Source organism: Anaeromassilibacillus sp. SJQ-5 (assembly GCF_054108045.1).
The window spans coordinates 177,250-198,769 of the sequence record NZ_JBPJWQ010000001.1 but is presented as its reverse complement, the minus strand read 5'-3'; the positions used below and the strand labels follow the sequence as shown (position 1 = coordinate 198,769).

General features: G+C 56.8%; 13 protein-coding genes. All 13 read right to left on the bottom strand.

Annotated features, from left to right (window positions below):
* Positions 1-4: 4 nt before the first annotated feature.
* The 13 genes from ACSAMM_RS00830 to ACSAMM_RS00770 all read right to left on the bottom strand — a co-directional run bounded on the left by ACSAMM_RS00830 (position 5) and on the right by ACSAMM_RS00770 (position 21,435).
* Complete coding sequence (locus ACSAMM_RS00830) at positions 5-919, bottom strand: ABC transporter permease subunit (protein WP_178725473.1); 915 nt, start codon at positions 917-919, stop codon at positions 5-7.
* Positions 916-1,785, bottom strand: a complete 870-nt coding sequence (locus ACSAMM_RS00825; RefSeq protein WP_178725471.1) for an ABC transporter permease subunit — start codon at positions 1,783-1,785, stop codon at positions 916-918. Before ACSAMM_RS00825 ends, ACSAMM_RS00830 begins: the two co-directional genes overlap by 4 nt.
* A gap of 1 nt (position 1,786) precedes the next feature.
* Positions 1,787-4,117, bottom strand: a complete 2,331-nt coding sequence (locus ACSAMM_RS00820; protein ID WP_178725469.1) for a DUF5696 domain-containing protein — start codon at positions 4,115-4,117, stop codon at positions 1,787-1,789.
* Positions 4,101-6,128 carry a YIP1 family protein gene (locus ACSAMM_RS00815; protein WP_178725467.1) on the bottom strand — a complete coding sequence of 676 codons (2,028 nt, stop codon included), beginning with the start codon at positions 6,126-6,128 and terminating at the stop codon, positions 4,101-4,103. The genes ACSAMM_RS00820 and ACSAMM_RS00815 overlap by 17 nt, the downstream gene beginning before the upstream one ends.
* 31 nt (positions 6,129-6,159) lie before the next feature.
* Positions 6,160-7,053, bottom strand: a complete 894-nt coding sequence (locus ACSAMM_RS00810) for a carbohydrate ABC transporter permease (protein WP_457789078.1) — start codon at positions 7,051-7,053, stop codon at positions 6,160-6,162.
* 41 nt (positions 7,054-7,094) lie between these two features.
* Complete coding sequence (locus ACSAMM_RS00805; RefSeq protein ID WP_178725465.1) at positions 7,095-8,027, bottom strand: ABC transporter permease subunit; 933 nt, start codon at positions 8,025-8,027, stop codon at positions 7,095-7,097.
* A gap of 97 nt (positions 8,028-8,124) precedes the next feature.
* Positions 8,125-11,031, bottom strand: coding sequence for an extracellular solute-binding protein (locus ACSAMM_RS00800; protein WP_457789076.1), 2,907 nt, complete (start codon positions 11,029-11,031; stop codon positions 8,125-8,127).
* A 42-nt stretch (positions 11,032-11,073) separates the two neighbouring features.
* The gene (locus ACSAMM_RS00795) at positions 11,074-11,970 is read right to left on the bottom strand and encodes a family 43 glycosylhydrolase (RefSeq protein WP_178725461.1); all 897 of its coding nucleotides are present in this window, start codon (positions 11,968-11,970) and stop codon (positions 11,074-11,076) included.
* Positions 11,971-12,086: 116 nt separating this feature from the next.
* The gene (locus ACSAMM_RS00790; RefSeq protein WP_457789074.1) at positions 12,087-16,799 is read right to left on the bottom strand and encodes a hypothetical protein; all 4,713 of its coding nucleotides are present in this window, start codon (positions 16,797-16,799) and stop codon (positions 12,087-12,089) included.
* A gap of 37 nt (positions 16,800-16,836) precedes the next feature.
* Positions 16,837-18,507, bottom strand: coding sequence for a glycoside hydrolase family 30 protein (locus tag ACSAMM_RS00785; RefSeq protein WP_457789072.1), 1,671 nt, complete (start codon positions 18,505-18,507; stop codon positions 16,837-16,839).
* Between the two features lie 51 nt (positions 18,508-18,558).
* Positions 18,559-20,226, bottom strand: coding sequence for a hypothetical protein (locus ACSAMM_RS00780; RefSeq protein ID WP_178721112.1), 1,668 nt, complete (start codon positions 20,224-20,226; stop codon positions 18,559-18,561).
* A gap of 481 nt (positions 20,227-20,707) precedes the next feature.
* Positions 20,708-21,166 (bottom strand): IS200/IS605 family transposase, encoded by a 459-nt coding sequence (tnpA, locus tag ACSAMM_RS00775; protein WP_457789070.1) that lies wholly within the window; start codon positions 21,164-21,166, stop codon positions 20,708-20,710.
* A gap of 131 nt (positions 21,167-21,297) precedes the next feature.
* Positions 21,298-21,435: a hypothetical protein gene (locus tag ACSAMM_RS00770; protein ID WP_457789068.1), complete on the bottom strand. Its 138-nt coding sequence runs from the start codon at positions 21,433-21,435 to the stop codon at positions 21,298-21,300.
* Positions 21,436-21,520: the final 85 nt, after the last annotated feature.

The following is a 21,520-nucleotide window of genomic DNA, read 5'->3' as shown; positions in this document are numbered from 1 at the left end:
CCCTCTACTCGCCGGTGATCCCCGAGGCTTCAATACCCTTGACAAAAAAGTTCTGCAGCAGAGCATACACTAGAACCAGCGGCGCAATCACCATAATGGTGGCCGTCATCTGATACCGCTCATTAAGACGGTTGGACGCATCGCCGAAGGTGGAGCTGAACATCTGGCTGAACTGCGCGTCAAAGGCTTTCAGCTCCAGCGGCAGGGTTTGGAAATCGTCTCCGATCAGCAGGCCGCACTGCGCCACATCGTTCCAGTACCACACCAGCGAAAACACCAGCGACAAAACGATTACAGGAACGGTCATTGGTAGGGCGATACGAAAGAAAATCCGCATATTGCCCGCTCCGTCCAGCTGCGCCGCCTCATCAAAGGCGCGGGGGTAGGCGGAAAACGCGCTCATGAAAATGAACACGAAAATTGAGCTTTTCAGCCCCTGGCCGGTCAGCGCCGGCAGGATCGTCGCCAGCGGCGAACCGACCAGCTGATAATTGTTAAACAGCACATAACGCGGGATGGTCACCACGTTGGCGGGAATGATGAAGATAATAATCAGCATTACAATCCAAAATTTCTTGGCCGGAACCGAAAAACGTGCCAGCGCATACCCGGCCAGTGCACAAGAAAATGTCTGCGCCAGCGAGCAAATCAGCGAATACCAGGCGGAGTTAAACAGGCTGATCGGATAATCCAGCACCTGCCACACCTGCTTGAAGTTGGTCAAGTCCAGATGCGTCGGCAGCCATTTGATGGTGGGATTAATCAAATCCTCCGTGGTCATCAGGGAGGTAATTATCATATAAAGGAGCGGGTACAAAAAGACAAACCCGATACCGATCAGCAGAAAATATACCGCCAGATTCGTCAGGATGTTTTTGGAATGCGCCTGCGTCCTGGCCTTCAGCCGTTTGGCGTTCATGGCTGTTTTTCCCCCTTCTCACGCAGGATCCTGTAGACGATCCCCAGAATGACCAGCACCACCAGCGCGTACAGCCAGGAAAGCGCCGCGGAATACGAATATGGCCGTTCGACATTCGTCACGTTGTTTTGAATAAGGGTGTACATGGGCGTACTGGTCATGGCGGCCAAATCCACCACCGTATACACCGCGGCGATTAAAATCATCGGGCGGAGATAGGGCAGCGTGATTTTCCAGAAGCTCTGCCAGGCGCTTGCGCCGTCGATGGAGGCGGCTTCATAGAGCGAATCGCCAATCTTCTGCAGACCGGCCAGCACAATCAGCATCTGCACGCCGGCATACCACAGGATCAGTACGATGTTGTCGAAGATATACATCAGCGGCGTGGACAGGATGGCGGGCAGATTTTCAATCACCTGATACACATAATAGGTATCGGCGCTGATGATGGCGGTCGCCTGGTTGCTGATCAGCTTTTCCATAACCGGACCGCTGATAACAACCACCGGGAAGAAGAACAGGATGCGGAAAAAGGTGCGGCCGTGAAGCGCCTTGTTGAGCAGAAGCGCGCAGATAATGGCCACCACGAGTATCATCGGCATAAACAGCACAATGAATTGCAGGGTATCCTTCAGCGCCTGCAGAAAATAGGCGTCCGCCGAGAAGATTTCCTTATACCAGCGGCCGCCGACGAAGGCGGTCTGCATGCCGTCCGGCCCGAATTCCACCGAGCAGAGGCTCAGCCAAACGGAGTAGATAAACGGAATCAACGTGAACACCAGCAGACCGATCAGCCAGGGCGACATAAACAGCGTCCCCACGAGAGAGTCCCTTGTCTTCAACGAAATCGATCGTTTCTTTTTCATGCTACTCCCCCCTCGTTCTCTGCTCAGCCGAAAACGGTACGAACCGGCCGCTTTCCGCCGGCACCGTCTCACCGCTGCCGGTGGTATAGGCCTCGCTGCCATAGTTGACATACACCGTGCCGCTCTCGTAGGTGATGGCATACACCAGCGGCGCAATCGCCGTATGGCGAACCATACGCTCCCCCTGCACCGGCTCCAGCACCTCGCAGACGGCGCCTGTCAGCTCCCGGATGATCTCCTCCCATTGCTCAAACTGCGATGAGCTCGTCGTCCATAAGGTGGTTTTGCTCAGCGCGCCGTTCGGTTCCTCCGTGAGCAGGAAGGACGGATACACGTTGTACTCCATGCATTTGAGCAAATCGGTGCGGGAATAAAAATTTTCGTTGGCATACGGCGCTATCAGACGCATATGGCCGGACAGCACCAGCTGCAGGAACGGTACCGAATCGGTTTCAAAAATGTCCTGATTGCCGGCCATCGGCGTGTCACGATACACGCCGGTATAGGGGAATAAATAGTCGTTGGGCCCATACAGCGTCAGCGGGCCGCTCTTTTCGGCCAGCGCCCGGTAGACTTCCTGCTGACGCAGAAGCATATCCGCCCGGGTGACAAACGCGTCCGCCAGATACTCGCCGTACAACAGCCCGGCGCCGTCGATCGCCGTAGAATAGCCGGCCTCCGACAGCACTGCCGACTGCCTGCGCAGATAGTCCAGCCCGGCCGTCCCCTTCACATACCAGGTATCGCCCAAGAAGCGGTTCTTGTCGAGGCTCTCCACCTTGACGGGGTTTTGCGACATGCCGATGGCGGAATCCCGGCGGGGATTGATTTGAATATCCTTGGCGCGCAGCGGATCCATATAGAAAAGCAGCTGGCCGCCGTTCTGGTCAAGCGCCGCAGACAGCGCCTGCAGCGACGAGAAGGATCCCCAGGCGGTTTTATCGTATAGGCGGGATTTGGTGTAGCCGCTCAGGCCGCCCTTCTGCCACCCCAAAAGGGAAACCGCCATCCGCCTCAACCCGTTCCCATGCAGGCGTTCCACCGCCTTCGTCACATACTCCAACGAGCTAACGCGCTTGGTATTGTGTCCGATCAGGGCCTTTTCCGCATCGGCCACTATCACATCCAGCGCCACCTGCGGGGCGAGCCCGTTCTGGTTGCGCCCGAGCATACCTTCCCGGAGCAGAATATCGGCATACAGCGAAGCCATGCCGTTGTAGTCGGCGTTTTGCCCGTTCAGGAAATACAGCTCCAGCGACGGGTTAACCGGATTGCGCTCCTTTTGCAGGATCGGCACGCCGTCGCCCTTTTTCGAGGTCGGCTGCAGATAGGTCTGGCGGTAGAGGAACGAGGCCGTCGCCCAGTTATAATCCGTTACAAATCCGGCCGGCGTCGCCTCGATATAGGCATACGCGGCGCCCGCCTTCACACGGCCGAACAGCGCCTGCTTGCGCACACCGTGCGTTAGTCCAAAGACCGGCATGGTCACAGTGTTCGATTCGGTCAAAAACTCCTTCGGGCGGTTGACCTCCAGATCGTTGAGTTCGGAGAGGTTGTCAATGGCCTGATCGAGTCCATACACACGGGCGGAATAGGGCCGCAGCACCTGCATCGGCTCCTGATACCGCATCAGCGCGCCGCTGCCGTCGGGAATCAGCATATAGCCGTCGGTGTCCGCCGCACGTGTGCAGCCGAGGAACGGCGCAAAGTACAGCTTATGGATGAAATACGCGCCCTCCTCTCGGATGGAAGCGTCGTCAACGGAAAAGAGCAGCCGGTTCTCCCCCAACCGGACCGATACCGTCACCGCGATGTTGATTTCCTCGCCGAAATCGACCGCGCAGGTAAACCCGTCGTCCAGCCAGGTGTACCGACGGGAGGCCTCGTCCTGGCCGGCGGCGGCCTTTTTGGTCATGCCGGTCGAATCGATGCATTCCAGGCTGACCACAGAATTGCCGAACCGCGCCCAGGTCTCGTTCAAGTCCTCGGGCTCATCCTCCCGGAACGATCCCCACACATAGCCGGTCGCCTTATCCAGCACGCGGATGCAGGCGTATTGTTCCCGCAGATACAAACCCAGCGTATCGTTTTCAGCCACCAGGGAAAACCCGTCCAGCGCCAGCTGCGGCAGCGCCTTGCCGCCGTCGCCTTCCATATGGGTGAACCGGTTGGACTGCAGCGATTCCTGATCGACATGGCCAATCATGGCCGTCGCGTCATTACGCCCGGCGGTCCAGCCGGAGGCGGAGCAGCCACTCAGGCACAGCGTTCCGACCAGCAGGAAAGTCCACCACCGGCGCGGACGCTTCCGCTCATCAAGCCCCTTTCCCATGATAGCCCACCTCCTTGATAATGGACAAAACGAAGTCGGTCAGCTGATCCCAGAACATATAAATCATCGACAGGGCCAGCACAATCACGCACATCAAAAACACCGTAATCAGCAGATGCCGGATAGCCGGCCAAAGGTCATACGCGTGCATTTCACGCGTGGCAATCAGCAGATTGACCACCATCCAGAGGATCAGCCCCACCATCGCCAGCTGGAATAACCGCAGCTCGCTGGTGGTCAGGACGTGAGAAATCAGGATCAGGATGGGGGCGGCCACCACAAACGGCGCCAGGATATAGGCGGTGGAGACCAGGATGTCCCGGAAGCGGGCATTGCTTTCCTTAACCTCGCCCACCAGAAAGTTGCTGAGGATAAACAGAATAAGCGGCGCCAGAAAGATCAGCGACAGAAAGAGCAGGGAGGCCTTTTGCCCGCTGTTCCCAATCAAAACAAAGCCGGAAACCGTCTGATAAGCGATAAACAGCAGATAGGCCAACGCGTAGATGACCAGAGCGGTCGAAATATGACCGGCCCCCTCGTGGCGAATCGAATAAAAGCTGTCGATCGGATGCCGCACCGTCCGCCACAGCAGCTTGGCGTCGTCCCGGAGAATATGGGGGCCGGAAGCCGCCGGCTGCCGCCTGCGCAGCAGACGGCGGCACACCATCACCGCGGCCGCCGCGACCGCCAGCCCAAGCAGCAGATACGGCAGCGCCTTGCTGAGCCATTGGTTGCGGATATGCCAGAAGGACTGCGAGTACCCCTCGCGATCGCCGGAAGCGCGGTACAGCGCCGCCGCTTCGTCGTACTGCTTCTCCTGGAACAGGCATTGCGCCATATTGTTGGTGGCAAAATAGCTGGCGCCGCCGATGGAGATGATGTCGTTCCACAGCTCGTAGCTGACCGCATAGTGCCCCAGGCTATATTCCCGCATGGCCGTGTGCACGGCTTTGGCGTAATTGCTGGGGGCCATCACATGTACCAGCCCCCGCTCCCCATCCAATACATACAGACGGCCCTGCGAATCGCTGGCAATGGCGGAGGCCGTCGCAAACACGCCGTTTTGTTCCACGGCGATGGCGCGGCCGCCGAAGGTGAACAGCAGGTGCCCGTCCATGTCGTATTCAAAGATCAGGCCGGTGGCGGTTACCGCATATATTTGCCCGTCCGTTCCGATACAGACATCCACAAAATCCTGCTCGTCCTCCATGTTGGGCGTCAACAGGTTCAGCCCGGCAACGTCATGCTTCTTTATGGCGTTCCCCTCTGCCGATTGCGTGACACTGTATAGGATTCCTTTCGTATCGATGTCCACGTTGCCGAAGGAATAGGGTACCCGGCTGAACAGCTGCGCTTTCATCTCATCGGTAAACAGTAAATCCTGCAAGTATTCCCACGCCGTTATAGGGTTGTTGTTGTATCCGAAATAGCCGAGGAACTCCCCGTTCTGATCCAATTGGATCATGCCGTCATAGGACCCGTCGGAAACCACATACAGCGTCCCGCTGCTGTTCACGGCCACCTTTGAAGGGGAATACGTCGTCTCCGTGCCAAAGGCCGCCGAATCGGGACGGTCATAGCGATGGAGCACCTCCCCTTCCGGCGAGAACTTCACAACGGCGCCAAGGCCGTTATCGGCCACATAAAGCTCGTTGTTCTGATCCACGAAAAGGCCGACCGGGGAAGACAGCGTCTCTCCCCCTATTTCCCGGCAGTCGCCGGTATCCAGCTGATAGATGAGCACCCGGGAAGCGCCGGTATCCGCCAGATACAGCCGGTTTTCCTTCACGAATAAATCCCGCGGGGATGTCATGGCGTGCTCCCTCATCAGCACACGGCTGACCAGATAGGCGTCCTGGGTGACCATCCATTCCTCGTCCTGGGATATGGTATAGGTATACGCAGTCGCGTTTCCGGCCGAAACCGGCAGCAGTGAACCCGGCAGCCACATCATCACGCCAATGGCGACAGCCGCCCGCAGCAAGATACGGCGCACTCGTCCTGTTTTCACACACCCACACTTCCTTTCCTGCGCAGCCGCATCATTTCAGACCGGAATACGCCATCGTACTCATCACACGGGATTGCATCAACGTAAAAAGAATCACATTCGGAAGAAACATTAGAAGAGCCGCGGCCGCCGCCATTCCCATACCGGCCACTCCGTTTCCGGAGTTGGACAGGGAATTCATATAGAAAGCAAAGGTTTTCAGCGATTCGGTATTAATAAACAGGCTGGAGGCCTCCATGCTGTTCCAGGCATTCTGAAACAGCAGAATCGCCACCGTGGCCAGCGAGGGCTTTACCAGAGGAACGACGATTTTGAATAAAATGCCGTAGTCCGTCGCGCCGTCAATACGGGCGGATTCGACCAGCTCCTCCGGCAACTGATCCACAAACTGCTTGACCAGAAATATGCCGACCGGCATGGCCAGCATGGGGACGACGTTCGCCCAGAAGGTATCCAAGAGACCGACCTGCTTGATGACCAGATAGCGGGGGATGCTGACCGCCGTGGGCACAAACATCATCGACAGTGTGTTCAGCTTGAATATCAGACTCCGCCCGTGAAACCGCTTTTTGGACAGTACGTAGGCCGCCGCCACTGAAATGAAAATGCCGGCCACCACCACGATCCCCGTGGAGACGATGCTGTTGAACAAATAAATGGACAGCGGAAACAGCGTGTTTTCCGTGGCCTCAAACAGCCTCCGGAAGTTATCCGGGGTCGGATGCGTGGTGATGAATCGCGGAGGATAGGCAAACAATTCGCCAATCGGCTTGAACGCGGTAAACACAATGTAAAGTATCGGCAAAAGCATCAACGCCAGCAGCGGCAGCAGCACCAGGTAAACCACAAGCTGCGCGGCGTCGAATTTCGACGGGTTGATCGCCATGAGGTTTTTTCTCTTTTTTGTTTTTGCCAATCCAATCACTCACCTTTCGGCATGAGGCATTCCATCGGCGCACGGGCCGATCAGTTATCTCCGAACAGCTTATAGGCCAGCTTGCTGCATAGCGAGATGATCAGAAGCAACACCACCGACAGCGCAGCCGCGTATCCCATTTCGTAGCGGATAAAGCCAAAGTCGTCCACATGATTCACGATCAATGAGCCCGCATACTGCGGCGTGGGGTTGGAGCCGGACAGCTGAACCCCCAGGCCGGCCGAGTTGAATGTGCCGACCAGAGCCATCACCGCGCCAAACAGCATCTGTGGACGGATGGACGGTATAGTGACATAGATGATTTCCTGAATCCGGTTGCGGATGCCATCCAGATGCGCCGCTTCATAAATTTCTTTATTCACGTTTAGCATACCGGACAGCATCGACAAAAAGCCCACGTCAAAGCTGGACCACAGGGCCACCAGAATCATCACCGGCATAAGCGTTTCCGGCGATTGCAGCCAGGTGATGGGGGTCTGAATAATGCCCAGCTGCAGCAGCAGGCTGTTCAGATAGCCCGTCCGATCGCCGGAAAACAGCACGGCCCATACCGTCGAGATGGTCACGCCCGCCGTCATCGACGGCAGATAAAAGGTCACCGCCAGGATGGTGCGGGGCCCTTTGGTCAGCTGTGCGAGCAGCCACGCCATGATAAACGACAGAATGTACCGGCCGGGCCCTACAATGGCCGCATACAGGATGGTGTTGGGGAAAATCTTCTGCATAAAAACGGAGTCCTTCGTAAATATCCGAATATAGTTGCTGAGAAACACAAAATTCGGCGATTCCACTCCGTTGAAATTCGTAAACGACAGCCCAATGGCCAGAAGAATCGGCAGGATGATAAACGTGATGAACAGAATCAGGAACGGAGCCAGCAAAACCCAGTGCGAATAACGGATAAAGACATTACCTCTCCGGCCCCGCGGCGTATCCGTCCGTATCAAGGCTTTTGATACCATATGCAACCCCTTCTTTGATCAAAGTCTCCAGGAGCCAAGCCTCGTCCAAAGAGTCCCGAGAAATCGTCCTCCTGCACCGAGAAAAAGCCTTTATCCCTTACTCTCGGAAAAGTTCCTGCCGGATAACGGCCCACTGCCGCATGTCATAGGGCTTTATCGGCTCCTCCGCGTCATTCAGATAGCCGAATTCCTGCAGCTTGAGGATCAACTCCTGCTCCACACTGACGGCGGCCTCGTTCAGCGCAATCCGCACCGGCTGCTGCCCCTGCGTCACCTTATACCATGCATCGCTCAGGCTGCGTTCCATCATGTAGGTCGCGGGCAGATATCGAAGGTTGACGGCGTTCTCCCATTGCTGGAGAATCACCTCGCGGTCGGCGGACGGAATCGCCAGCTGGGCGAACGCCTCCAGATTCGCACTGTTCCAGACAAATTCCGAGCCGAACTTAGCCTGCAGGGTCTGTGCGAATTCCGCCTGCGTCTCGGTCGACATCCACCATTTGATGAAATCCCAGCCGGCTTCCTTTTTGAGGCTGCTGTCCATGATAATCGCCGAACGATCGAAGGACGGCATTTGATTGCAGAGGTTCCCCTTTTCATCGGAGAAGCCCAGCGCGGGCGCCACGCCCCACTGACCGGCAATTTCCGGCGCGGCGTACAGCAGCTGCACATAATTGGCAAACGAGCCGATGCCGAGCGGCGTTACGCCGTATCGGAAGTTGTTGTAAAAACTGGGCATGTTGTTCTGCAGGCCGTACAGCAGATACAAATCGGTCAATTCCTGGAAGGCTCGAATGCCGGTCTCGTTGTTGAAATTGACGCTTGTGCCATCCTCCGACCACAAGCTGTAATCCGGGTTCTCGCCGCTGGCAATGGCCGCCTGGAAATAAAACGGCGCGATATAGGACAGGGATTTGGTGCCGGTCTGCGAGGACAGCGGCATATAGAAGTTCATGCCGCTGCGGCGCAGCGCCGGCATCAGCTCGGCCAGATCGCTCCACGTTCGCGGAACCTGGAGCTTCAGCTTTTCTAAAATATCCCTGCGGTACAGCAGCACGTAAAAATCCTGCGTTTCCGGCAGGCCGTAAACCCGGCCGTCGTGCAGATACGGCTCAAACGCGGAATCCAAAAACTTGCCGGTAATATACCCCGTGAAATCCGGGAAATCCGACAGCGGCGCCACGGCGTGGCGCAGCCCCAGCTGGTAGGCGCGGTCGCCCGTCACGCTCAGCGCCACATCGGGACAGGTATTCGAGGCGTTGGCCAGCAGCAGCTTCCCCTCATCCGGCATGATGGAAAACTGCACAGAGATTGGGTTGCCATCCGCATCGACGCCCTTGTAGCGGGAATCCGCCAGCATCTGCATGGTTTCCACATAGGGAACCGAGCGGTTAACCCATACGCTCAGCGTCTGCCGATCGCCCGTCGCCGACGCGCTGTAGTTGGCCTCCCGCGACGTCAGCGCGTTGAAAAACCGCTTGACGCCGTTAATCAGATTGCTCCAGAAGCTGCCATTGGCGGCCGGAAGCTCCGTCCCCTTTTCCATCAGATAAATCCGATCGAGCGACAGGCCCTGGTTTTTCCATTTATTAATCAGCTCGACAAGCAGGTTGGTGATCGAGCCGGAGCCGACGCTGATTTCCTCGATGCGGGTCGGCATTTTCTCCGGCTTTTTGAGAATTTGCTCGATCATATCGTCCGCCAGCCGCAGATTCAGGCAGTTGGCCGGTACCTCGCCATACTGCTTCTCAAGCGTGTCGTACAGCGCCCGCAGACGGGACTGAATGTCCCGCATATGGCCGATGACGCCCGGTATGTACGTCTCAATGTCCCAAGAGCGGTTCTTATCGGCGCTGCTGCCCGCCACCTGCTGCAGACTCAGGCCAATATCCGACAGCTCCTCCATCAGCGTCTGCACATCGTCCACCAGCGTGGCCGTCTGTGAGGATTCCGCCATCATTCCCAGCGTATGCCTGCCTTTTGTCAGCCACAAGGCGTCCTCCGGAATGTTGTACGCATAAGGCGAACCTGTATAGGAAAACGGCATTTCCCGGAAGCTGTCCGCGGGGATTTGCCCGTCGATTTCCAAGGTGCGATAAATCTCCTGCCCCTCCTGGCTGGACTGGGAGTAGTGGAACGCCACCTGATACCAGCCGTCCTGCGGAACCGTTATATTCCACAGCACACGCTGCCCGACCGCATTCCACGAGACCCCGTCCACCGTCGCCATCCATTTATAATACGGGCTATAGGGATACACACCGGAATTGGATTCGGCCTTGCTGCGGATAAAGGAATCCGACTTGACGGCATAATCCTCCCCTTCGACGATAACCGGCGCGCCGGTATACGCCGGGCCGTCATGCCGCGCGCGGTATTCCCCGGCGGTGAGAATTTCCGGATGCCGCACCACGCGGAACCGATATAGATGCATCGGCTGGTTATCGCTGCACACCTGCACCGTCTGCCTGCCCGCCTTGAGGGAGAACAGAACCGGCGCTGCGTCCATGCTTGTGCTGTCTCGCACATAGTCCTCCACCGGCGTATTCAGCGTCGTCTGCAGCGAGGTCACCTCATTGCCGTAGCGATCCAGCGCGTACTCCTTCGTCTCATCCTGCCACAGACTGTACACCGCCGTTTTAACGGCCGGAAGCCCTGCCCAGACCACCGTCATTGTACTGTCCAGCACAACGTTCTGATCCGCATGGTAGGAAACGGCGACGGCGTATTCGCCGGCCTGCGGAATGTCCAGTGTCAGCGAGACGGTCTGTCCTTCCGTAAGGGCCAGTCCCTGCTCCGGCAGCTCCGCCCGCGCCACGGTATCCTCTTCCGGAACAGTCAGCCATCCGTAATAGGATGTATCCGCCTGCGTCCGTTCCGGCCGCTCCACTTCCATAGCGGCGGCATTCTGCACCGTCGGAAGCAGGAAAAACAGCGCCAGCGCTCCCGCCAGCATGCTGCGGCAGGCCGCATGTAAGCGGGAACGGCAGGACTGTCTGCTCATTGGGCATTCTCCTCTCTACATATGGACGGCCGAACGGCGTGCTCAAAACCCGCCGCGCGTCATGGTCACCGGGAATATCCGTCCGTCTTTCAAAACCATTTTATCCATGCATAAACGGCGGGCATGGGCACCGGCATCCGGTATTTCCCGCCGATGATAGACGATATAATAGCTATCGCTGTCCGGCAAATACAAGTAGCTGTTATGGCCGGGCGAGCGGGCGATTGCTTCGTCCGTTTCCAGCACAGTCCCCATGCAGGGAAACGGCCCCAGCGGCGAACGGGAAACGCCATACAGCACCGCATAGTCGTCTCCCGCCCACTGGCCGGTGGACCAGAGGAAATAATACAGCCCATCCCGCTTGATCATACAGGGGCCCTCGACATACCGCTCCGGGGTGATCTCCCGCAAATACTGGCCGTCGCCGAGCGGCTGGAAGCCATCCATCCGATCGTTCAGTATGGCTGCGTTGCAATGACCCCAGCCCCCGTAATACAGGTAAACGGTTCCGTCGTCGTCCTGGAACAGATGGGCGTCAATCGGCTGCGCGCCGTTGAGGATTTCCCCTATCAGCGGCCGTCCCAGCCACCCGCGGAACGGACCGGCAGGAGAATCCGATACGGCGATTTCAAGGCCGCCCGGCTCCTCGTCGCTGTGTATGTCGTTGGAAGCAAAAACCAAATAATACTTATCCTTATGTTGAATAACCGTGGGGGCCCAGACGGCCCGCTCAACCCATGGGAAATCCCGCATCTCCACAAGATTTTCATGCGCTGTCCAATGAATCCGATCCGTCGAGGAAAACGCGGTCAGATTTTTCTGCAATTCAAAAGGCTGCGAACAGGTTGCATAAATCCAGTACCGGCCCTCATAAAACCGGGCCTCCGGATCGGCATAATGTCCGCCCACAATCGGATTGAACCGACAACTTTTGGCCATAGTCAGATAAACTCCTTTGGAAAATCGTATCTCTCCCGCCGTATTTCCCCATCGGTGTGTGGCCGGTGGAAAATGTGGCGGGTGGGCCCAATCACGGCACACCCGCCACACGACGCCTATTGCTTTGTCTTTCTTCGGCTCATTCGACGGCAGAATAGTATCGCAGCCGCCAAAGCGCCGCAGCCGGCGACCAGCGCATACACGGTGCCGGACGCAACCCCGGTATCCGGGGCGCCGGGATCGACGGGCGCGGTCGAATCATCCGGAGGTATCGGCCGCTGTGGTTTGACGTTCAGCTGCGAATCGCCCGTATTGTCCTCGCCCGAGACGAAACTGTCGCCTACCGACAGGCCGCCTCCCAGGTACAGGCAGTCAATGTCCGCCCACATGTCGACGCGGCCATCCTCCACCGGACGGAATTCGCATAGCGGGGAGGTCGCCAGCAAGGTGTTTTCCCCCTCTTGCAATTCCACCACGAACGCGAGGGTATACATATTAAATTCTCCGGGAATAAACTTCAGCTTCTGCTTTTTGCCAAAATCGTCATTCGTCACGACGGCAAGCCACGCCTCCTCCGGCAGAACCTCATCCGCACAGCCTGACCGAAAACGAAGCGCCACGCTATACAAACCAGCCTTCTTCGCGTTCAGAGTGAAGCGGACATGAGGAATCTCTTCCATAACCTCCTGCGTGAGGGTATCAAAGGTTACCCGGCTCTCATCCAGCCTATTGTAATCGGCGCCGCCCAGATATTTGCCGCCGGACATGCTCTCGTCATATTGCAGAGAGTAGTTGTAATTTTCCGAATTTTCCGCTTCGACGGTTCCGCCGAAAGGCTCCGCCGCCAATTCCTTTGGCAGCTCGATGTAGTCGAAATCCGTCCAAACATCGCCAGTCTCGAACTTGGAATCGGCGGTAAAGCCGGAAATCCGCAGGACGTTGCCGCCCGCCGTGAAGGGAACCTGCACCGTGAACACACGGTTTTGAACGCCCGCTACCGGCGCTTCGATCACCTGGCGGAAATCGCCGCATTCCACGACCATATAGGCTTTGTCGATCGGCGCCGTATCTCCCGAGGACGACCAGACGCCATACCTCATGCCGATGTAGACCGCATAGGTCCCTGCTTGCTCCGCGACTATCTGATAATCGGCAAATGCCGTGCGCATACCGTCGATGCCGTTTGCCTGAATATCGGCCAGCGTCTGGACGTAGGCGTTGTTGGCAGCGCCAAGGCAGCCGCCACCCGAATAGTCTTCCCGGCCGGTTTGGATGGCGATTTGGTTGGGCATGGCATAAAGCTCGCTCTCATAGCGCGCCGGCTTTTCATAGGGAACCGGGGTCAGCCGGGAATCTAAATCCAGGTAATCCTGGTTGGCATAGGCCCAGGCCGCGCCCGCGTCCACCATATCCTTCAGAACGCTGGTGCAGGCGATCCGGTTGAGCCCCTTCTGTAGGCTGACACGCACAACACACGCGGCGGTATTGACAAAGCTCACAGCCGGATCAAACACAAAGTCCGCTTTGTAGACGTTTCCCTGGCCGCCGCCGTTGACCACCACCGCTGCCGGGTAGAGGGAAAAGTTCTTGTCCGCGCCCAGTCGTACGCCGACGATCACCTCATATTCACCGGCTTCCGGCGCGTCCACCGTGTACTCCGCATAGGAGGTATAAACGCTGTCCAGGCCGTTGGCTGCGATATCCGCATAGGTCTGCACATTGTGAATATCCGCGCTGCCGCCCACGGTAACGCCAGTGCCGCTGGGGTTCTCCTCGGTCCCCTCGGGGTTGCCGTAGAGGTTCAGATAGGCGTCCGTTTCGGCTTCCATGCGGATCGGCTTTTCATAAGATACCGGCTCCAGGCGATCCTCCACGTCCAGGTAATCCTGGTTGATATAGGCCCAGCCCGAGTCGCCGCTTACCGCATCCTTGAGCACGTTGGTGCAGGCAATACGGTTCAGTCCCTCCCGCAGTGTAATCCGCACCCGGCAGGCTGCCGTATTGGCGAACTCCGTCGCCGGATCGAACCGGAAATTGGCCGGATAGACATTTCCTTGCCCACCGCCGTTGACCACGATGGCCGCCGGATAAACAGCCAGCGCCTGGCCGGCTCCCAGCCGGACGCCCATAACGACGTCATACTCCCCAGCCTCCGGCGCGTTTACGGTATACTCCACATAAGAAGCGCTGCTGCTCAGGCCGTTGGCCGCCACATCGGCATAGGTGGGCATACTCTTGACATCCACGCCGCCGCCCACGGTGATACCGGTACCGCTGGGGTTCTCTGCAGAGCCCTCCAGCGTTCCATAGGCGTTCAGGCGGGCGTCCTTCTCCGCTTCCATGCGGACAAAGTCTACATCTTCCCACACCTCCTCGGCCAGGGTCAGGCCGTCCCAGAGAAGGAAGTAGTACAGATCGGCCCAGCCGTTCCCCCAATCATAGCCCGCCAGGCTGGCGGCGTCCTTGGGCAGGGGCATGGTGAAAATCAGTTTGTTGTCCCCTTTTTTCAAGGGAAGCCGGATTTCCGCGTTTCCGCCCCAATTTCCTTGGAGCGTTCCCTTGATCAGGGTATTGTCCGCCGTCACCACGCCCAAAGCCGCCTTCGCCGGATCGGCGCCGGTATTGTAGTACACGTGGATAGGATACTCGCCGTCCTCCGGCGCAGTTACCACCATCTGGACATAGGGCGTGTTTTCCAGATTCCCGCCTTCCATCAGGTTGTCCAGGGAAACCTTGTTTTTCAGCTCCTCAAAATTGCCGTAACCAACGCCGCTGTCCGTGCGGCTGTAGTTGTTCAGCACCAGCTTTTCCGCGTTGGCGTCCACACGGTTGGCGTGAAGATGGGTCAGCCGCCCCTCCACATCGTCCAAATAGTCCAGGTTCATCCATCCCCCGGATCCGCCGATAAGAGCGGTGGTGATGATGCTGTTGACCCCTTCCTTCAGGTTCACCTTAAGGGAAACCGAAGCCGCCGGTACCCAATCCCTTCCCGGATTGAAGCGGAAGTCCGCCGCGTACACATCGGTCCCCTTGCCGTTATTGACTATAACCGCCGTGGGATACTGCTCGCTGCCGCCGCCCATCATGGCGCCGACGCGGATCTCGTAGGTTCCATCCGCCGGGGCGCTGACCTTATACTCCACATAGGAGGCCGCCATCCGATCCCATCCGTTGGCCTTGATGTCCTCCAGGGTTTGGCTGCTGGTGGTGCTGCCGCCCAGCACGCGGCCAGTGCCGCCGCCCTCCCCGGCGTTGAGCTTGTTGTTGTAGTTGCCGTTTTCCGCCTGCAGGCGGTTCACCGGCTTGGGCGTCAGACGGCCGTCCATCTCCAGATAATCCTGATTGCAATAGGCCCATTCCGCCCCCGCGTCCAGAACATCCTGGAGCATGCTGGTGCAGGCGATGCGGTTAATCCCTTGAACCAGCTGGACGGTAACCGCCGCTTCGCCGTGCGCGTAAGCTGTCGCTTCATCGAAATGGAACACCGCGTCATAGGCGTTGCTGCCGTTGACCACCACCACGGCGGGATAGTCGCTCTGCGGCGCATTTGCGCCCACCACCGCTCCTACACGGAGCGTATAGGCGCCGGCAGCGGGGGCCTCTACCCGGTATTCCACATAGGAGGTTTTGGCGTCGTCCAGGCCGTTGGCCTTAATGTCCGCCGCTGTCTGGATGCTGGTGACGCTATCGCCCACGGTAGTGCCGCCGTTGTCCAGCTTGCCGTACATATTCAGCGCGGCGTCCCGCTCCGCCTCCATGCGGATCGGCGCGGGAACCGTGGTCAGGCGGTTGTCCAGATCCAAATAGTTCATGTTGCAATAGGCCCACGCCACGCCGGTATTCAGCACGTCCTTGGTGACGGTGGTGCAACGGATGACGTTGCGGCCTTCCACCAGGCTGACCCGTACCGTACAGGCCGCGCCGTTACCCGTATAGCCGGTGGCCGGATTAAAACGAAAGTCGGCCCGATAGACACGGCCCGGACCGCCGTCGTTGACCACTACAGCTGTGGTATAGGTATCCAGCGCACTCGCCGCCCCCAGGATAGCGCCTACCGTAATCGAATACTCGCCGTCCTCCGGCGCATACACGCTGTATTCTGCATAGGAGGTGGCCGCTTGGTTGATGCCGTCTTTTTCTATGTCCGCAATGGTCTGGGTGGCGTCCCTGCCGCCGCCCAGCTTACTGCCATCCACACTGTACAGGTTGGCCACGGCGTCGTTGACCGCCCACATGCGCGTAATGGGAGCGGCCGTCAGACGGCCGTCAATCTCCAGATAATCCTGATTGCAATAGGCCCATCCTGCGCCGGCGTCCAGAATGTCCTTGAGTATGCCGGTGCAGGCGATCCGGTTCTCTCCCTCCTGAAGACGGATGGTCACAGTGGTTTCCCCCACGGCCCAGGTATTGGCTTCATCGTAATGGAATGTAGCCGGATACACGTCGCCGCCTTTGCCGTTATTGACCACCACCGCCGCGGGATAGTCGGCAACCGCGTTTCCGGCTCCCATGACGGCCCCGATACGCACGGCGTATTCCCCGGCGACCGGGGCGCTGACTGTATACTCCGCATAGGAGGTCTTGCTCTTGTCCAGGCCACCGGCCTGAATCTCCGCCAGGGTCTGGCTCACATCCACCCCCACGCTGCCGCCGACCACTTTTCCCGAACCGCCGTCTTCAAGATTGCAGTACAGATTCAGCGAGGCGTTGGTTTCCGCCTCCATGCGTTTCATGGCCGGGGCGGTATCCGCCTGCAGCCAGAGCAAAGGCGTGGAAGCCAGGAGAACCGAAACCGTTGAGAGAATAGCCAGTAGATTTCTCCGTTTCATGAGTTAACATAACCCCCTTTTCCCTTTTGCTTGGTTTTCACGCATTGGCGTCCCACGTGACAGTGATAACGCTTCTGCCCGCGATCGGCACTTCCATGACCTGATCGCCCATGACAAGCTTGAATACCTTCTCGGTCTTTTCATTGTTGACCAGAACCGCGGTCATGGATCCATTGGGGTTACGGGTCACCAGATTGACCTGGTTGTACTTGGTCGCGGCGCCGGTATCGGTGGAGGTAACCACTTTAGCGCCCACGTGGATGAACTTGCTGAAGTGCGCAAACCCGAAATACTCCGCCGTATACTGGATGTTTTCTCCCGTCTCGTCGAACCGGATGATGCCGGAGCAGCCGTTGTTGATGTTGTTATAGGTGGGGCCGCCCTTTAGGTCTAAAGCTAGGTTCCAGGTGATGTAGTTGCGCGCGCCGCTGCGAAGAGCGCGGACGCAGCCGCTGGCCATTTCCCGCAGCTGATTGTCAAAGGTGCCAATCGCCGTGCCGTTCTCGGTAATGTACATCGGCACATCTTCGTAATAATCGCTGACTTCCTTCATCTGCTCCGGGGTGCCGTCGTACCAGTGCCAGGCGATACCGTCAATATCGTCCTTGCACTGGGCCAGGATGGTTAAGGGAAACAAGTAATCGGCATAATTATGATCCCAGGCCCACAGCTTGCTGGTAATCCCGTTGGCGTTCATGGCGGGGCGCAGGGAAAGGGAAATGAAATCGGCCATCTGATCGCCGTCCCAGATGCAGCCCGGCCAGCCGACCCGGCCCTGCGGCTCGTTCTGGATGGTCAGGGCGTAAATCGGGATGCCTGCCGCCTCATAGCCCTGGATGGTCTTAACCAGATATTGGGCGTAAACGTCGTAGCAATCCACACGCAGCATGGCGCCGGAAGAACCCTGCCACTTGTAATTGGTCTTCATCCACAGCGGAGGCGTCCAGGGGGAGAGCAGGAACTTTATGTTCTTGTTGATCGCCATGGCGTCCTTCATCAGGGGGATGATCTGCTTGTGGTCGTAGGACATGTCAAAGTGTTTCAGATCCCAGTCCTCTTCCCCTTCCGGCATGTCGTCGTACGTATAGTATTCGGTGGCAAAGTCGCTGGAGCCAACGCAGCCGCGGATCATCGACAGGCCGATACCCTTCTCCGCGTCAAAAAGCTTCTCCATGAGCATTTCACGGGTCTTCTCCGGCAGGGCGGACAGCATCTGCGCGGAGGTGTCGGTCATAGCGCCGCCGAAGCCCTCGATCTCGTGCTCGGTCACATTGGCGTCAAACTCCACAATCAGACCGGTGGAAGCGTCCAGGTTTTTCTTGCTGTAGATCTTGAACGCGTCATTCTGGCGCACAAAGGTCGACTTGCTATTGGACAGATAAACGCGGGCAGCATCGCTGAACTGGTACATATACTTCACCGGCTTTTTTATCGTCGTGGTGGTGGTCGTCGTGGCTGTCGATGGATTCTTAATAGGACTGCGCGACGGCTTCGATTCGGATTCCGTCGGGCTGGTTTCCTCTGAAGAAGGCTCCGTCTCTCCCGTTTCTCCACTGGTGGTTTCCGTTGTCGAGGCGGCTGTCGAGGTAGCCGCCTCCGACGGGGGGCGCTGTTCGCTGCTCGGTGATGCTGGTCCGCCATTACAGGCGGTTACGGTCGTCAGCAGCAGCACCGAGAGAACAGCCGCCAGGCATTGTCTCGCTTTCATCAGCACGAACACTCCTTTTTTGGTATGGAAAATCGGCGTTTACCCAAGGATTTACTTTTCATACGGATGGCTTTCGTAAAACTTGTCCGTGGCGCTTTTTACCTTTTTTTCAAAATTTGCCCAGGTCTTTGCTGACGCGGCATTGACCTTGGTTTCCAGCGTTTTAGCTAGAGAGGCGGGCGCGGTGCCGGAAGCGATCTGCTCGTCGACCTGCGTCTGATACTGGGTCACATTGTTCCAGAAGTTCGGGACGATTTTATTGACGTCGGCCACAAACACGTTGCTCTTATCGGCCATGACCTGCTTATACATATATTTCATACCGTTGGGGTAAACCTTCGATTTGCTGTAATACGCGATAACGTCGGGATGGGCCGAGGCGGGGGTCAGGAGGGTGCGCTTTTTGGTGCTGGCGTATTGCGACTCACAGTACTTGACGTATTCGATCGCGGCGTCCTTATCGTAGCTGAGGGTCTTGAGCAGCGCGTAGGCTGCGTCGCGGTTGGCCTGCGTCACCGCCGTGGTCATACAGACAAAGTCCACGTGGGTCTGGATGCGCTGGTTGGTTTTGTCATCCTTGCGCGGGTAGGGATAGAAGTCCCAGTTGTGCTTCACCTCGTCATACCAGCTGGCCTGCCAGGAGTGGGTGTTCGTGAACAGCACCTTGCCGGCCTTCATCGCGTCGCCGCCGCTGCCAAATTTCTGCTCATAGGCGGTTTTCCCACCGCTGCTGGTTTTCTTCAAATCGTCGGCGACCAGGCCGGGGGTGTTTGTCAAATTTTTGCAAACCTCTTTGGCTTTTACCCACGCTCCATTTGTAAAATTGAAGGTATTGTTTTTCATGTTGTAGCCATACAGTCCAAATCCATCGGGGAGAAGGCTGTTCATTAAGCCAATATCCAAGCCGTGAGTAGGGTCGCCGCTGTCAAAAATGTAATTGATGCCGGAATACGTGGTAGTGGTCGCCTTTTTAGCCATATCCACAAACTGAGCAATCGTCCAGTTGTAGCCCGGATCCTTCAAATTGAGCGTTTCAAATAGATCGGTATTGACGCCGATGGTATTGAACTGTAGCCGGAAGGGCAACGCATATAGGTGATTAAAATAGGTGTAGTTTTCAATGCCCGCCTGGAACGCATACTTCTTGTCCGGATCGGCCGCATACAGCTTATCCAGCGGATAGGCCAACCCCTGGCTCATGATATACGCAAAGTTTTCTGTCCCAAACAGCACGACGTCCGGCAGCTTTTTGGCCGCCGACAGCTTGCTCAAATCCTGACCGATCGTGTTGGTGGCGCCTTCAACCTGTGTTTTCAAGGTCACCTGCGGATATTTCTTTTTGAACACGTTCAGCATAGCGGCCGTTTCTTTTTCCGCGTCGGCGGCGATCATCAGCGTAACGGTACCCTTTACCGTGTTGCTTCCCGGGGTGTTGTTGCCCCCGTTGTTGCTCGTGGTTCCGTTCGGTTTGTTTGTCCGGCCGCTTGAAGTGCTCGAAGTGCCCGGCGCATTGGACCCCGGTGTCTGTTCCGGCGAGGTCGTATCGCCGCCGGAGGGAGCCGCCGCGTCGCTGCTGGCACTGAAAGAACCCGGATTTGAACCGGATGAGCTCGGATCATCAATCGGATCCGGATTGCCCTTACAGCCCGTAAGCCCGCCTGTGAGCAACAGCATCGTCATCAGAAAAGCGATAACGCGGGAGGTCTTTTTTCTCAACATATTTGCTTCATCCTTTCTTTCACCCTTTTGTCGATTTTCGATGCTTTCAACAAATTTTGCCGTCGTTGTACGAAAATTATTGCGCTTATAGAATATCACGTTGCTCTTGGTTTTTACCATAGGAAATAGACGTTGCCATGTGCGAAATAGAATTCGAATTTTAGTTTCTGCCATCGTTTTCCTGTCTGAAAACGCTTTATCATATGAATATAAAATTTCTTTATGAACCCAGCATTTACCGTCGTATCGTTTAATCACTGCGGATGGCCGTCCCGGTTTGGAACATATCCTTGAAGCGGCAGAGTCGGCTCTCAGCGCAAATCAAAAGCAACCGGCAACGATTATGAGCAGTTTACTCACCGTAGAATAGTCATGACCACGCCCAAAGGACGTGGTCATGGATGATGGCCCTAAAAGGGCATGATACCAGCAGCGCCTAAAGGCGCGTCATGAGTAACGCCAACCGCACCTTAGCGTTACTCTAGTCTTCTAAATCCTTGAATGGATCTTCGTATTCCTTGAAGCTGAGTTGATCCATCATCTGATCTTCTGTCTCCTGGTTTCGGATATACTTCTCAATGGCGGCTTTGTTGCCTCCAACGGTACTCACGTAATACCCTTTTGCCCAGAAGCATCTCCTGCCGTATTTGTACTTCATGTTTGCATGCCTCTCAAATATCATCAAGGTACTTTTCCCTTTTAAGTATCCCATGAAGTTTCCTACGCTCAGTTTAGGTGGGATCGACAGCAGCATGTGTATATGATCCGGCATCGCATGCGCTTCTATGATTTCTACTTGCTTGTACTCACATAGCTTTCTCAATATCACTCCTATATCCTTCCTCAATTTTCCATAGATCACTTTCCTCCGATACTTCGGTACGATCACGATGTGATATTGACATTTCCATTTCGTGTGTGATAAGCTTTGTTCGTCCATTCGGACATGACCTTCTTTGGTTCTTGGGGCGGTGGCGTTACCCGTTCCCATTTTACCAAAGGAGGTCTTTTATACCCTAATCAACGCTATTGCTTTTTCTCCCTCCACCGGCTTTGCCGGTGGTTGCCTTGCTAAAAAATGGCCGGCAACTCATTACGAATTGCCGGCCACGGGTCTGGTGCCCCGAACGAAAACAAGGTTGAACTGTTTTCCAGCGCATCCAAACTGACGCATTCCTCTTTGCTCTTACTATTGTAGATGGTTTTCATGTAGTCATTCCAACAGAATATCGAGCATAAGCCGGATAAACCTATGAAAAAGCTCCGCCCGCGGCGCCTAAGCGCTGCGGGCGGG